This window comes from Stenotrophomonas sp. TWI1149, from assembly GCF_039673155.1.
GTDB classification, from domain to species: Bacteria; Pseudomonadota; Gammaproteobacteria; order Xanthomonadales; family Xanthomonadaceae; genus Stenotrophomonas; species Stenotrophomonas maltophilia_AA.
This window is the reverse complement of sequence record NZ_JBDJLB010000010.1, coordinates 174,889-187,265: the sequence shown is the minus strand read 5'-3', so window position 1 is coordinate 187,265 and position 12,377 is coordinate 174,889. Positions and strand designations below refer to the sequence as shown.

Genomic DNA, 12,377 nt, shown 5'->3' with positions numbered 1-12,377 from the left:
ATGATCGCAATGCTCCTGGCCCTGCAGGCCACGGTGACCGAAGCGCTGCCGCAGGAAGTCACCAGCGCTGCGGCGCAGACTGTCGCCCAAGCCGCGCATGGCGGTGGCATCAATTACCTGGACCTGATGATCAAGGCCAGCATCCCGGTGAAGATCATCGTGCTGCTGCTGTTGGCCGGCTCGTTCATCAGCTGGGTGATCATCTTCCGCAAGGCGCGCGTGTTCAATGCCGCCAACCGTGAGGCCGACGAGTTCGAAAGCCGCTTCTGGTCCGGTGCGGACCTGGGCAAGCTGTACAGCTCGGCGACCGACCGCAACCGCAAGGTCGGCGGCCTGGAAGCGATCTTCGAAGCCGGTTTCCGCGAGTTCACCCGCCTGCGCGACAAGCGTCGCCTGGATGGCCGGGCCCAGCTCGAGGGCGCCCAGCGCGCCATGCGCACCACCTATACGCGTGAAGTGGACCAGATGGAGCGCAGCCTGGAGCTGCTGGCCAACATCGGCTCGACCGCCCCGTACGTGGGCCTGGTCGGTACCGTGTTCGGCATCATGGTGACCATGCACGACATGATCAACAGCGGTGAGCAGGCCGGCATCGCCTCGGTTGCCCCGGGTATCTCCGAAGCCCTGTTCGCCACCGCGATCGGCCTGTTCGTGGCGATCCCGGCCGTGTGGGCCTACAACCGCTTCACCACCCGCGTGGAGCGCATGTCGGTGCGCTTTGAAACCTTCGCAGAAGAGTTCAGCTCGATCCTGCAGCGCCAGACCGCGGGCGACGAGTAAGCGCCCAGCACAGGAGTCCTGCCATGACCGCAGCCATTGGCCGCCGCAAGCGCCGAAAGCTCAAATCCGAAATCAACGTCGTGCCGTATATCGACGTCATGCTGGTGCTGCTCATCATTTTCATGGTGACCGCGCCGCTGCTCACGCTGAGCTTTGAAGTGGATCTGCCGACCTCCCAGGCCAAGGCCCTGGAGAGCAAGCAGGATCCGGTCGTCGTGTCCGTCCGCCTGGATGGCCAGCTCAGCCTGAAGCTGCCCGAGGCCAAGGACCCGGAGCCGATGGATGCGGCCCGCCTGCAGGCCCAGCTGTCCGCGCTTTCCTCGCAGGACAAGAACCTGCGCGTGATCGTCGCCGCGGACCGGGCCGTGGCCTATGAAAAGGTGGTCGCGGCCATGGACGTGATCAAGCGCGCCAACGTGGAAAAGGTGGGCCTGGCGACCGATGCACACTGAAGCCCTGCCACCGCAGCGCGCACGGGATGAGGAGTGGGGCCTGCCGATCGCGCTGGCGCTCGGCGTCCATCTGCTGCTGGCACTGATCTTCATCGCCGCCTGGTTGTGGTCGCCGCAGCGCACCACCGAAGCGGCCGCCGGCGATCCGGCCATCGAAGCCAGCCTGCAGTTGTCCGCGTCCGAAGCCTCGGCCGCGCGCCAGGCCCTGCGCGCCTCCGAATCGCTGCCGGACCTGCCCGAGCCGGTTGCCGAGCCCGAGCCGATTCCGGAAGACACCGTGCCGCCGCCGCAGCCGTTGCCCGAGCCGCGCCCGCAGGACGCGCCCACCCCGCAGCAGTCGCAGGCGCAGGAGCGCATCGCCCAGCCCGACACGGTCGACCAGGAAGCGGTCAACGCACTGGCGATCTCGGCTGAAAAGGCCAAGCAGGAGCAGGAAGCCAAGCGCCGCCAGGAACAGATCGACCTGACCGAGCGCAAGCGCCAGGAACAGGCCGAGCAGAAGCTGCGCCTGGCCAAGCAGCAGGAAGAGGCGGAAAAGAAGAAGCTGGCCGAGCAGGAACAGAAGGCCAACGACGCCAAGGCCGACGCCGAGCGCGACAAGAAGCTGGCCGAGATCCGCCGCAAGCGGGCCCAGGCCGAGAACGAAGCCAAGCTGGCCGAGCAGAAGCTGCGGCAGGTCACCGCCGCGCGGGCGGCCAATGCCTCGGCCTCGACCGCCGGCGCCACCGGTGCGGCCAAGCCGGCGGCCGGGGCAGGGGGCACCAGCGACGACCTCAGCGCCAAGTACGCCGCCGCGATCCAGCAGAAGGTCTCCGCCCAGTGGACCCGTCCGGACTCGGTCCCGTTGGGCCAGCGCTGCCAGGTCTCGATCACCCAGATCCCCGGCGGGCAGGTGATCCAGGCCAAGGTCAGCGGCAACTGCCCGTTCGACGAGGCCGGCCGCCGCTCGATCGAGGCCGCCGTGCTGAACGCCCAGCCGTTGCCGTACCGCGGTTTCGAGTCGGTGTTCGCACGCACGATCAATTTCACCTTCACCGCCCAGGATTGATCCCGGGCGGGACCCTGTCGTTAACGGCTCGTGAGATTTGTGCGCCCGGTGACTCGGAATTCACACGGCCTTGGTTCATGATTGCGAAACTGTTCACCGCCGTCCTGTTATCCCTCGTTCTGGTTTCTCCCCTATTGAGCGCTCCATGAAAAAGATGCCTCGCTGGTTTGCCGTTGTTGCGGCCCTGTTGTTGCCCTTTGCTGCCATGGCGCAGCAGAAGGGGCTGGATATCGACATCATCGGCGGCAACGCCTCCGCCACCCCGATCACGGTCGTCCCGATGCCCTACCAGGGTTCGGCAGGTGCGCCCCAGACCGACGTCGCCGCGGTCGTGCGCGCCGATCTGGACCGTTCGGGCCAGTTCCGCAACCTGCCTGAAGCGCAGATCGTCGAAAAGCCGACCCGCGGCAGCGAGATCCAGTTCGCTACCTGGCGGGCGCTGAAGCAGAACTACATCGTGGTCGGCCGTGTGATGGACGCCGGCGCCGGCGCCTATCGCGTCGAGTACGAGCTGTACGACGTGCCCAAGGGCGAGCGCCTGCTCGGCCTGGCGATGACGGCTCGTGGCAACGCCATGCGCGATGTCGCCCACCAGATGGCCGATGCCATCTATGAAAAGATCACCGGCGTGCGCGGCGCCTTCTGGACCCGCATCGCCTATGTCACCGCCAGCGGCAAGGGCGATGCCATGCGCTATGCGCTGATGGTGGCCGATTCGGACGGCTTCAATCCGCAGACCATCGTGCGCTCGGCCGAGCCGCTGCTCTCGCCCAGCTGGAGCCCGGACGGCAACAAGCTGGCCTACGTGAGCTTCGAGCGCGGCAACTCGGCGATCTACATCCAGAACATCTCCAGCGGCGCCCGTGAGCTGGTCACCAGCTTCCGCGGCATCAACAGCGCCCCGTCGTTCTCCCCGGACGGCCGTCGCCTGGCCCTGTCGCTGTCGCGCAGTGGCAACCCGGAAATCTACGTGATGGACCTGGGCAGCAAGCAGCTGACCCAGCTGACCAACCACTTCGCCATCGATACCGAGCCGACCTGGAGCCCGGACGGCAGCAGCGTCTACTTCACCTCCGACCGCGGCGGCCGCCCGCAGATCTACCAGGTGGCCTCCAGCGGCGGCAGCGCCTCGCGCGTGACCTTCCAGGGCAACTACAACGCCACCCCGAGCCTGTCCTACGACGGCAAGAAGCTGGTGGTCGCCCAGGGCAGCGGCAACACCTACAAGATCGCGATGATGGACAGCAGCACGGGCTCGGCCCGCTGGAACACGCTGTCGCCGGGGTCGCTGGATGAATCGCCGAGCTTTGCGCCCAACGCGAGCATGGTGTTGTACGCCGCCCGTGAGGGTGGTCGTGGAGTGTTGTACGCCGTATCGGCCGATGCGCGCGTGCGCCAGCGGCTGGTTCTGGCTGACGGTGATGTTCGTGAGCCTTCTTGGTCGCCATACCGTACAAAGCGCTAACAGAGTGTTAAGATTTCGCCGTATTCATCCCTCATCCGGCTTTAGGAGCCTCAAAGGTATCGCCATGAACAAGACCACCCGCGTTCTGCTTGTCTCCCTGTTGTCCGTGGCCGCCCTGGCCGGTTGTTCCAAGAAGGTCAAGGAAGTGCCGGCTGCCCCGGTTGATACCGGCAGCACCACCGCTCCGACCGGCCCGTCGACCTCGGGCCTGTACGGTCCGGGTGATCTGGATACCGATTCCTGCCTGCGCCAGCGCGTGGTGTACTTCGACCTGGACAAGGAAGAAGTGAAGCCGGAGTTCCAGGCCATCATGGCGTGCCACGCCAAGTACCTGCGTGACCGTCCGTCCTCGCGCATGACCCTGCAGGGCCACACCGATGAGCGCGGTTCGCGCGCTTACAACCAGGCCCTGGGCGAGCGTCGTGGCAACGGCGTGTCCTCGGCACTGCAGGCCAACGGTGGCTCGGCTTCGCAGCTGACCGTCGTGTCCTACGGTGAAGAGCGTCCGGTCTGCACCGAGTCGGGCGAGTCCTGCTGGTCGCAGAACCGTCGCGTCGAGATCGTGTACACGGCTCAGTAATAGATGCGCTTTCGATTTCTATCGATGATCGTTGCGGCAGCCCTCGTGGCTGCCGCACCGGCCAATGCGCAGCGCCAGAGTCTGGCCGACCGCGTCGGCGCGCTTGAGCAGCAGGCGAACAACAACCAGTCCAACATGGACATGCTCAATCAGCTGAATCAGCTGCGTACCCAGTTGCAGGCCCTGCAGTCGCAGGTCGAGCAGCTGCAGCACGACAACGAGCAGCTCAAGCAGACCGGCAAGGACCAGTATCTGGACCTGGACAGCCGCCTGAACCGCCTGGAAGGTGGGGCCCCCGTGCTTCCCGCCGCCCCGGCCGCAGCCGCACCCGCTGCTTCCCCGAAACCGGCAACGGCCGCTTCCGAGCGGCCGCCCTCCGTGCACGGCGATGCCGGCAGCCTGGCTGCCAGTGGCGACGAGCGCACGGCCTACAATGTCGCCTTCGATTCGCTCAAGGCCGGCAAGTACGACGACTCGGCGCAGCTGTTCATGAGCTTCCTCGAGCTGTATCCCAACGGCGTCTATACCCCCAACGCGTTGTACTGGTTGGGCGAAAGCTATTACGCCACCCGTAATTTCCCGCAGGCTGAGGCGCAGTTCCGCGACCTCCTCTCGCGCTACCCGACCCATGACAAGGCGTCCGGTGGCCTGCTCAAGATCGGCCTCTCGCAGTATGGCGAAGGCAAGGTCGACCAGGCCCAGGCGACCCTCGAACAGGTCGTGTCCACGTATCCCGGCTCCGACGCCGCGCGCACCGCGCAGGACCGTCTGCAGTCGATCCGGCTGGGTCAGCAGATCCGCTGAACCCGCCCCGGGCCGCTGGAGCGGCCGGGCCCGGTATAATGTCTGATCGCCAACCGGGCGCTGCCCGGTCCTCCGTGCCGGGCCATGCCCGGCTGTTGTCGTTTCCGAAGCCGTCCCCCCAAGAATCACCGCCATGACCACGACCCTGTCCGCTGCCGCCGCTCTCCCCAGTGAGATCGTGCAGTCCCCGCTGCCGCGACTGAAGATCACCGAGATCTTCCTGTCCCTGCAGGGCGAAGCCGATACCGCCGGCTGGCCGACCGTGTTCGTGCGCCTGACCGGCTGCCCGCTGCGCTGCACCTATTGCGATACCGCCTACGCCTTCCATGGCGGAACCTGGTGGGACATCGACGCGATCGTGGAAGAAGTGCTGGCCCAGGGCGTCCACCACGTCTGCGTGACCGGTGGCGAGCCGCTGGCGCAGAAGCGCTGCCTGGTGCTGCTGGAGAAGCTCTGCGACGCCGGCCTGGACGTCTCGCTGGAGACCTCCGGTGCGCTGGATGTCAGCGGCGTGGATCCGCGCGTCTCGCGGGTGGTCGACCTGAAGACGCCCGGCTCCGGCGAGATGGCCCGCAACCGCCTGGAGAACCTGCCGCTGCTGACCAGGCGCGACCAGATCAAGTTCGTCCTGTGCAGCCGTGAGGATTACGAATGGGCCCGCGGCATGGTCCGCGAGCACCGGCTCAACGAGCGCAGCATGGTGCTGTTCTCGCCGAGCAAGAGCGAGGTCAGCCCGCGCGAACTGGCCGACTGGATCGTCGCCGACCGCCTGCCGGTCCGCTTCCAGATGCAATTGCACAAGCTGCTCTGGGACGACGAGCCCGGAAGGTAACTCCGTCTCGACGTACCCTGATGTACCCGGCGCGGGACAGCGTGCTGGTTCCCCGCAAACCACCGGAAACACCCCATGAAAAAAGCAGTCGTCCTCCTGTCCGGCGGCATGGACTCCGCCGCCGTCGTCGCCATGGCCCGCGAACAGGGCTTCGCCGTCCACGCCCTCAGCGTGCGCTACGGCCAGCGCCACACCTCCGAGCTCGATGCCGCCGCCGCGGTCGCCAGCGCGCTGGGCGTGGTCGCCCACAAGACCGTCACCATCGATCTGCGCAGCATCGGCGGTTCCGCGCTGACCGACGACATCGACGTCCCCGAAGCGGGCGGCGAGGGCATCCCGGTCACCTACGTGCCGGCACGCAACACCATCATGCTGTCCGTCGCGCTGGGCTGGGCCGAAGTGCTGGGCGCCAATGACATCTTCTGCGGCGTCAATGCGGTGGATTACTCCGGTTACCCGGATTGCCGCCCCGAATTCATCGAGGCGTTCCAGGCGCTGGCCAACCTGGCCACCAAGGCGGGCGTGGAAGGCGCCGGCATCCAGGTCCACGCCCCGCTGCAGTTCCTGAGCAAGGCCGACATCGTGCGTGAAGGCGTCCGCCTGGGCGTGGATTTCGGCTTGACCGTGTCCTGCTACAACGCCGACGACCAGGGCCGCGCCTGTGGTCACTGCGACGCCTGCCGCCTGCGTGCGCAGGGTTTCACGGAGGCCGGCGTGCCGGACCCGACCCACTACGCGTGATGCCGGACGGGTACGCATGAGCGCCAAGATGCGTTAGAATGCGCACCCCCGGCGTCACGTCGGGGATGCAATGGGCCGTTAGCTCAGTTGGTAGAGCAGAAGACTTTTAATCTTTTGGTCGATGGTTCGAATCCATCACGGCCCACCAATTGCATCAAAGACTTAAAGGGCGCTCTAGGCGCCCTTCTTGTTGCCTCCTGAAAACACTCCTGAAAACGCATGCGATCGTGATGGTTCCACGCCGACGGTCCTGACTCGGCCATCGGTAGTGCCGATCATGTGGGGGTAGGGATATCCCTACAGCTTGTCAAGAGCATAGGCCGTATCCTCAAGTGCTAAAAAGACAGGGGGATCTATGGGGCTGAAAAACATCTTGGACGGCCTTGAGCGCGCACCTTGGCGCGCCGTCGCCAAACATATTTTTGCTCGAGCCGACTACGACACATCTCAGGGCTACGAGAAGACAGTCAGTGCAATCTTGAAGCAGAAGATTGATGTCGTTAAGGTTGAGGCGCTAGAAAAGGCTCTAATTGAGCATCTCGTCGCAGGTGAGAAATATATTCAGATTATTAAGCTACATCCAGGTGAAAGAAAAAATGTTGAAGCCTGGATACGTGGCAAACGTCGACACAAAAACGTGCTCACCGAAGCATTTCCTGGCGTTGGAACTGAAGCGGAAATCACGCCGTTCCGCCATCAAGAACCTACATCTGCCGGATATGTTGAGTTGGAGAGCGGTATTGGAGCTTTGTATACAGCTGCAAGAGGTTACGTTAAATCAGTGCCAGTTCCGGCCAGCGATCTAAAGCCTGCAGCTGCAGCAGGATTTGAGCGAATTGTCGGATTTAAGAATGTTGTCATTCAAGCCTATGATGCGGTGTGGCTGCCCAATGTTGGCGATTACATTGTGCTGGCAGTTGATTTTCCATCCGAGGGTCCAAGGCAGAATTTCCCTAAAGATGGTGCCGCGTTTTTGACTGCAACTGTAAGACAGATGTTGGCGAGGCCAGTGCAGAAGGCGAACTTCTGGCACGCTATTGAGGGTCTGTATCAGGCGGTGGATGGCAAGTTGGTGGATTACGGGTTTTCCGCCGGAGGGCAGTCTGTAAATCATCATCGAGCTAGGCGCCGCACATCGCTATGCCTTAGAAAGGCGATCTATGACGCCGCAGGCGCAGCTGCTGTCAAAGCTTCAGGCAAATCGCTAGAGCTCTTCAAGGTGGCTATGCAGTGGTCAGTCAAGCATCCCGACGGGATCTTCACGGACCCGGAAGCGCTAATTCCAGGGGTTGCAAAAGACCTTAATAAAGGAGTTGCGGTAATCGATCATTGCATCGTGCGTGACTGTCTCACGACTCGAGACTTGGCTTTGCTAGTGTCTAAGCTTCAACCGCACATTAAGAACTGGATATGACAAAAGCTGACGACACTCAGAAATTTGTCGCGGATATTTCCGATGATGAATTGCGGGCCGTTGTCAGTCGATTGGTGGCAAAGCTACAGGCTCATCTTGGTGATCAGGATGAAATGTGGACTTTTAGCAGCCTGTCCAAGCTGGTTGGAATAGAGCCGGATGATCCAATGCTGGTTGCAGCACTTCGCATACTGGCGACAGGGGATCGGGGTCGCATGTTAGATATGCATTTTCTCTTCTTTGATCCAAATGATGATGAGTCAGATGGGGAGAAGATTGAAGACAAGGATGTGGCGGCAGCATATGAGCATGGCTACTTGGTCGATCCCCGGAGAGGCATTGAGATTCACGACTTTGAAGACGCAATAGTGCCGTACTTCACCGTGCATGGAGCGCCCAATCATGGGTGATCCAACAGTGAGTCAATTGCGGCAGCGAGCAGCTGCAACGCCGGCCAGCGCCCTCAGCTTTCAGATTCTAATGTGGGATTTTGATGTGCCCCAGTATGCTGCGTGGGTTGATCTAGTCGAGGGGGCGATGATCTATCAGATCAATAAGGTTGCTGAGAAGAGGCACTATCTGAAGGATTTGGGTGAAGATGCCATCACAACCGTAGTAGAGCTCGCTCTTGATAATCTTGGCTTGAATTGCAGTGCGAAGGTTGTCAATGGAAATGTAGACATGGTTATCGAGTGGCGAGGCTTTAAGTGGCTCGGGGAAGCGAAGATAGCCGGTGATCTGCAAAAGATTTTTCACGGATATCAGCAGTTAACATCACGGTATGCTACAGGGCAGCCTGGCCAAACCGCTGGTGGATTGCTCTTGTACTGCATGCATGATCGGGCAAGCGTGATTATGGAGAGTTGGAAGGCGGCATTAGGTCATGAAATTCCTGGCGCTAATATCCAAGACGGCCCGGTGCCACTGTCGTTTAGATCTGACGATGATAGGAACGGTTCAGGGCAGCTAATCGGTGTTGTTCACCTTGCATTTCCGCTGTATCACGTTCCGGAGGAAGGTACGTGGACTTTGTCTAAAGAGGCAATTAGCGTCGGCCGAACGGCACGGAAGGCTGCCAGGAAGAGCATTGCGAAATCGAGTTTGGCGGCGAACGATGAGGGCAAAGTAGTTGAGTGACCCACGTTATTTCGGTCAGCGAGACTTTGCGTCGTTCGATTTAGTAGACGCTATGCGGCCAGGTAGAACTGCAGAATCGACCAAAGGAATTTCATGGTCATAACGTTGCCTCATTCGCTCCGATTTGTGACCTCCCGAGGCTTTATCTTTACTGTCGGTGATGCCGCGGTGCTTGATGCCATGGAGGGTGAAGTGCTCGCTCTCCTGCAGCAGGGAAACACCGTCTGCATCTGGCTTCATCGCTAGGGCCATTAGCCGCTGCCAGGCTGTGTCAAGCGCTGACTTTGACAATGGCGTGCCACGCTGACTGACCACCAGGTAGCGCAGTTCCGGTCGAAGCTGCGCGGGCCTGTCGTGCCGCTTCTCGGCGTCCTTGCGAAGTTTGACCAACGCGTCCCATGCGTCACGCAGCTCCGGTGTCCAGCGCGTCACGTTGTCCCGGCTCCCCTTCCGGCGGTTACTCAGCACACCGTCATCGGTGGCGTTGGCGTCGGTTAGGGTCACAGCTTCAATGCCGCGCAGGCGGCATGCGTAGGCAATGATCATCAGGTGGCCCAGGTAGGGGGCGACGCTCCCCTCGGTGTGCGCCTTGCGTTCTCCCCGGGCGACCGCGAAGTGCGCCACCTTGCTGAATGTTTCGGGCGTGGGCATTTTGAACTGGCCGCGTTCCTTGACCTGCGCGGCCCCGCTGGCGGGGTTGTTCTGGCACGCCCCGTGCTGCACGCCCCAAGCGAACACACGGCTCAGGTATCGCAGGAGGTGGTTCGCCTTCGATGGCATGCCGCGCACTTCGCCCCGACCCTTGGCGATCACCTCAACAATGCGCTGAATCGCTGGCACCGACAGCCTCGAGACGGCCAGCTTGTCGAGTGTCAGGCCAAGCCCGGTTTTGTATGTTTGCACTACCTGTCGCTGGTGCTCGTAGCCCTTTCTTGTGCCGGCAGACAGCTCAGCAAACTTGGTGCTCTCGTGGAACCGGTCCATTACGTAGCCCACGGTTCCGCGCGCGGCCGTGCCCGCGCGGGCTTCCACAATCGCGTGCAGGTCGGACAGGAGCGCCTTTGAACTGGCCACGGTCACAGCCTTGCGAGGAAAATCGAGCACGTACCACCGTCCGTTGCCGGAGGAATCCCAGTAGACCCCTTTCGGAATCCTGGGTTGGTCGATGTGGGCAGGGATGGTGGGGTTGTGCTTGCGTGGGCGTGGCATTACGCGATGTCCTCGGGTGAATACTGCGCTTCGACGGCACTAGGCTTCTTCAAGCCCAAGGCGACGTTGAGGGCCTGGTGTGTGGTCCAGATTCCGCCGCAGCCGTCATACCGATAGGCTATACCTTCCCGATCCGCCCATGCTTCTACGGTGGCGCGGCGGGGGTTCTTGCCGGGTTGGCACATCTTCTGCAGATCGCGGAACGTGTAAATCTCCGATAGTTTCTCAGCGGCGCCCATGCAACCCCCCAGCGCCATGGGATAGAACGCAGCCATCTGCCACGGGTTCAATCGCCGCCCGCACGGCGCAAAGATCACAATTCATCGGGTACCTCTATCAACTCTTGAGACGGCGATCCGTACGATCGCCGCGATGAAAAATCAGTTCGCCAGATTCACCCACGCGGAGCTGCGCGCTTCCGCGCTGGGGTATGCCGCTGGGCTTCGGGAGCAGGCGGAAATCCACGACCTCATAGCCGGGAACCGCGCCACTGCGCGCCAACGGCGCCGCGTGTCGCCGGCTCCGGGGAAGGACCGAAGCATGGCCGACCTCTTCGAAGCGCTCGCGGACCACGTGCACCACGGCGGCAATGCCGCAGACGGCGGCGAGCGAGCGCTGCAGCACCCAGGCGCCACACTGTTGTCGGTCTTCGGCCCGAAGCTGGCGGATCACATCCGCAACGGCCGGCACTTGGTGGTGCTGGAAGCCGCGAACATCACCCTGCGCAGCCGCGCGGATGATTGGCTGAGCGCTGTCGATGGCGGAATGTGCAGGCACGCTCGCGCGCTGACCAGCAACAGTGGGCTTGCCGACGTGCTGGCGGAACTGGAAGAAATACGCTGTCGATAGGCCGCTCAGGGCTCTGCTGTAGGCAAGAGCGAGGGTCATACCTTCCAGCCCTCATGCGCGGCTGCCAGTGCGTGTAGTTGCCGCTCGTCCATGCTCAATGCCTTGGCGAGGGCCGAGACCTGCCATGGCTGCAGGGCCCGTTTCCCCCTGGCCTTCGATAGTCGCTGCCGCAGCGAATCAGGACGCATTCCAACTACAGGCGCCAAGGCTGTGAGTGGCACGCCGATGTCCCACGCTCGAAGCTTGATTGCGCCAGCTAGCGTTTTCGGATCGTAGCCGTGCTGACGCATCACACGTCCTCCCGCAGCCTGGTGCGCAGGTCACGCGGCGGCTTGACGTTGGCCAGGGTGACGGGCTCGGCGCTGGCGGCCAGCTCGGAGATGAAGGCTGGCCACAATTCTTCCCAGAAGCCGATGGATTGCGGGTTCGTGACCCGGCCCATAGGACCATGGCCGTCACACAGATAGGCGTACAGCCATTCGGTGTTGGAGACCAATTCGCGGAACTCGAATTCGTCAGCGGGACGGTGAGCGGCGAGGTCATCCCACCGCTCGCGAGCCTGTTCGCTGTTGAGGTCGCCTGCCTGGCGCTTGCTCAGGATCACTGCCCGCGCCTCGGCCATGGCTACCTCGGCGTCGAAGACGTGAGCATCAGCGCCCCACAGCTTGTTCAGGGCATATCCCCGGTCAATCTTTGCCAGAAAGCGCGCGGCGGGACGGCCCATGCTTCCCCAGTAGTGGCCCACGGTGCCAAAACTGGTGTTGCAGGTCAGCTCGCACCAGTGGTTCTGGCGGTCTCCCTCGCCACTGACACCTTCGCGTAGGAAGAAGCTGCCCCATTCGCCGTTGACGTTCAGCCGGATGCAGCGGACCTGCTGTTCGATATCAGCCATTGGTCACCCCACGGATAGCCCGCACAGTTGACTCGCGCATCTTGTGGCCGCAGTCCATGCACTCGAAAAGCGAGACGCCGGACCCGCCACTTCCCCGGACTCCTTCCCCGGCTTCAGGTTCATCGTCCGCCGTCCATCCGCATGCGGCCATTCCATGCACGGTGGTCAGGCTGA

The 12,377-nt window shown here is 62.6% G+C and carries 15 protein-coding genes and 1 tRNA gene; 13 read left to right on the top strand and 3 right to left on the bottom strand.

Annotated features, from left to right (window positions below; translation table 11 throughout):
- The 12 genes from tolQ (at position 1) to ABE424_RS13170 (ending at position 9,253) form a co-directional block, all read left to right on the top strand.
- On the top strand, positions 1-780 hold the full coding sequence (gene tolQ, locus ABE424_RS13225; protein ID WP_121039143.1) for a protein TolQ: 780 nt from the start codon (positions 1-3) through the stop codon (positions 778-780).
- A 23-nt stretch (positions 781-803) separates the two neighbouring features.
- Positions 804-1,232 (top strand): protein TolR, encoded by a 429-nt coding sequence (gene tolR / locus ABE424_RS13220; protein WP_121039140.1) that lies wholly within the window; start codon positions 804-806, stop codon positions 1,230-1,232.
- Positions 1,222-2,280 carry a cell envelope integrity protein TolA gene (gene tolA / locus ABE424_RS13215; protein WP_176988419.1) on the top strand — a complete coding sequence of 353 codons (1,059 nt, stop codon included), beginning with the start codon at positions 1,222-1,224 and terminating at the stop codon, positions 2,278-2,280. Before tolR ends, tolA begins: the two co-directional genes overlap by 11 nt.
- Positions 2,281-2,425: 145 nt before the next feature.
- Positions 2,426-3,745, top strand: coding sequence for a Tol-Pal system beta propeller repeat protein TolB (tolB, locus tag ABE424_RS13210; RefSeq protein WP_176988420.1), 1,320 nt, complete (start codon positions 2,426-2,428; stop codon positions 3,743-3,745).
- 64 nt (positions 3,746-3,809) lie between these two features.
- Positions 3,810-4,325 (top strand): peptidoglycan-associated lipoprotein Pal, encoded by a 516-nt coding sequence (pal, locus tag ABE424_RS13205; RefSeq protein WP_176988421.1) that lies wholly within the window; start codon positions 3,810-3,812, stop codon positions 4,323-4,325.
- Between the two features lie 3 nt (positions 4,326-4,328).
- A complete protein-coding gene (gene ybgF, locus ABE424_RS13200; protein WP_176988422.1) occupies positions 4,329-5,129 on the top strand; it encodes a tol-pal system protein YbgF in 801 nt (266 codons plus the stop codon).
- Positions 5,130-5,262: 133 nt separating this feature from the next.
- Positions 5,263-5,961 (top strand): 7-carboxy-7-deazaguanine synthase QueE, encoded by a 699-nt coding sequence (queE, locus tag ABE424_RS13195; protein WP_176988423.1) that lies wholly within the window; start codon positions 5,263-5,265, stop codon positions 5,959-5,961.
- A 75-nt stretch (positions 5,962-6,036) separates the two neighbouring features.
- Positions 6,037-6,702: a 7-cyano-7-deazaguanine synthase QueC gene (gene queC / locus ABE424_RS13190; RefSeq protein WP_346491490.1), complete on the top strand. Its 666-nt coding sequence runs from the start codon at positions 6,037-6,039 to the stop codon at positions 6,700-6,702.
- A gap of 72 nt (positions 6,703-6,774) precedes the next feature.
- Positions 6,775-6,850: transfer RNA gene (locus tag ABE424_RS13185), tRNA-Lys, on the top strand.
- A 207-nt stretch (positions 6,851-7,057) separates the two neighbouring features.
- On the top strand, positions 7,058-8,116 hold the full coding sequence (locus ABE424_RS13180; protein WP_346491491.1) for a hypothetical protein: 1,059 nt from the start codon (positions 7,058-7,060) through the stop codon (positions 8,114-8,116).
- Complete coding sequence (locus ABE424_RS13175; RefSeq protein WP_346491492.1) at positions 8,113-8,526, top strand: hypothetical protein; 414 nt, start codon at positions 8,113-8,115, stop codon at positions 8,524-8,526. Before ABE424_RS13180 ends, ABE424_RS13175 begins: the two co-directional genes overlap by 4 nt.
- Entirely contained in the window at positions 8,519-9,253 is a 735-nt protein-coding gene (locus tag ABE424_RS13170) for a hypothetical protein (protein ID WP_346491493.1), read from the top strand. The genes ABE424_RS13175 and ABE424_RS13170 overlap by 8 nt, the downstream gene beginning before the upstream one ends.
- 15 nt (positions 9,254-9,268) lie before the next feature.
- Here the strand turns inward: ABE424_RS13170 and ABE424_RS13165 are convergent, their stop codons facing one another.
- Positions 9,269-10,462, bottom strand: a complete 1,194-nt coding sequence (locus ABE424_RS13165) for an integrase (RefSeq protein ID WP_346491494.1) — start codon at positions 10,460-10,462, stop codon at positions 9,269-9,271.
- On the bottom strand, positions 10,462-10,737 hold the full coding sequence (locus tag ABE424_RS13160) for a hypothetical protein (RefSeq protein ID WP_346491495.1): 276 nt from the start codon (positions 10,735-10,737) through the stop codon (positions 10,462-10,464). The genes ABE424_RS13165 and ABE424_RS13160 overlap by 1 nt, the downstream gene beginning before the upstream one ends.
- A gap of 265 nt (positions 10,738-11,002) precedes the next feature.
- Here ABE424_RS13160 and ABE424_RS13155 point away from each other — a divergent pair, with 265 nt between their 5' ends.
- Positions 11,003-11,311, top strand: a complete 309-nt coding sequence (locus tag ABE424_RS13155) for a hypothetical protein (RefSeq protein ID WP_346491496.1) — start codon at positions 11,003-11,005, stop codon at positions 11,309-11,311.
- A gap of 289 nt (positions 11,312-11,600) precedes the next feature.
- Here ABE424_RS13155 and ABE424_RS13150 read toward each other — a convergent pair whose 3' ends face one another.
- Positions 11,601-12,203, bottom strand: a complete 603-nt coding sequence (locus tag ABE424_RS13150) for a hypothetical protein (protein WP_346491497.1) — start codon at positions 12,201-12,203, stop codon at positions 11,601-11,603.
- Positions 12,204-12,377: the final 174 nt, after the last annotated feature.

Bases quoted from the DNA above. Each gene is read 5' to 3' on its own strand.
- ABE424_RS13150 (WP_346491497.1), bottom strand. From the start codon at position 12,203: ATGGCTGATATCGAACAGCAGGTCCGCTGCATCCGGCTGAACGTCAAC.
- ABE424_RS13155 (WP_346491496.1), top strand. From the start codon at position 11,003: ATGGCCGACCTCTTCGAAGCGCTCGCGGACCACGTGCACCACGGCGGC.
- queC (WP_346491490.1), top strand. From the start codon at position 6,037: ATGAAAAAAGCAGTCGTCCTCCTGTCCGGCGGCATGGACTCCGCCGCC.
- ABE424_RS13160 (WP_346491495.1), bottom strand. From the start codon at position 10,737: ATGGCTGCGTTCTATCCCATGGCGCTGGGGGGTTGCATGGGCGCCGCT.
- ABE424_RS13180 (WP_346491491.1), top strand. From the start codon at position 7,058: ATGGGGCTGAAAAACATCTTGGACGGCCTTGAGCGCGCACCTTGGCGC.
- tolB (WP_176988420.1), top strand. From the start codon at position 2,426: ATGAAAAAGATGCCTCGCTGGTTTGCCGTTGTTGCGGCCCTGTTGTTG.
- pal (WP_176988421.1), top strand. From the start codon at position 3,810: ATGAACAAGACCACCCGCGTTCTGCTTGTCTCCCTGTTGTCCGTGGCC.
- ABE424_RS13165 (WP_346491494.1), bottom strand. From the start codon at position 10,462: ATGCCACGCCCACGCAAGCACAACCCCACCATCCCTGCCCACATCGAC.
- ABE424_RS13170 (WP_346491493.1), top strand. From the start codon at position 8,519: ATGGGTGATCCAACAGTGAGTCAATTGCGGCAGCGAGCAGCTGCAACG.
- tolR (WP_121039140.1), top strand. From the start codon at position 804: ATGACCGCAGCCATTGGCCGCCGCAAGCGCCGAAAGCTCAAATCCGAA.
- queE (WP_176988423.1), top strand. From the start codon at position 5,263: ATGACCACGACCCTGTCCGCTGCCGCCGCTCTCCCCAGTGAGATCGTG.
- tolQ (WP_121039143.1), top strand. From the start codon at position 1: ATGATCGCAATGCTCCTGGCCCTGCAGGCCACGGTGACCGAAGCGCTG.
- ABE424_RS13175 (WP_346491492.1), top strand. From the start codon at position 8,113: ATGACAAAAGCTGACGACACTCAGAAATTTGTCGCGGATATTTCCGAT.
- ybgF (WP_176988422.1), top strand. From the start codon at position 4,329: ATGCGCTTTCGATTTCTATCGATGATCGTTGCGGCAGCCCTCGTGGCT.
- tolA (WP_176988419.1), top strand. From the start codon at position 1,222: ATGCACACTGAAGCCCTGCCACCGCAGCGCGCACGGGATGAGGAGTGG.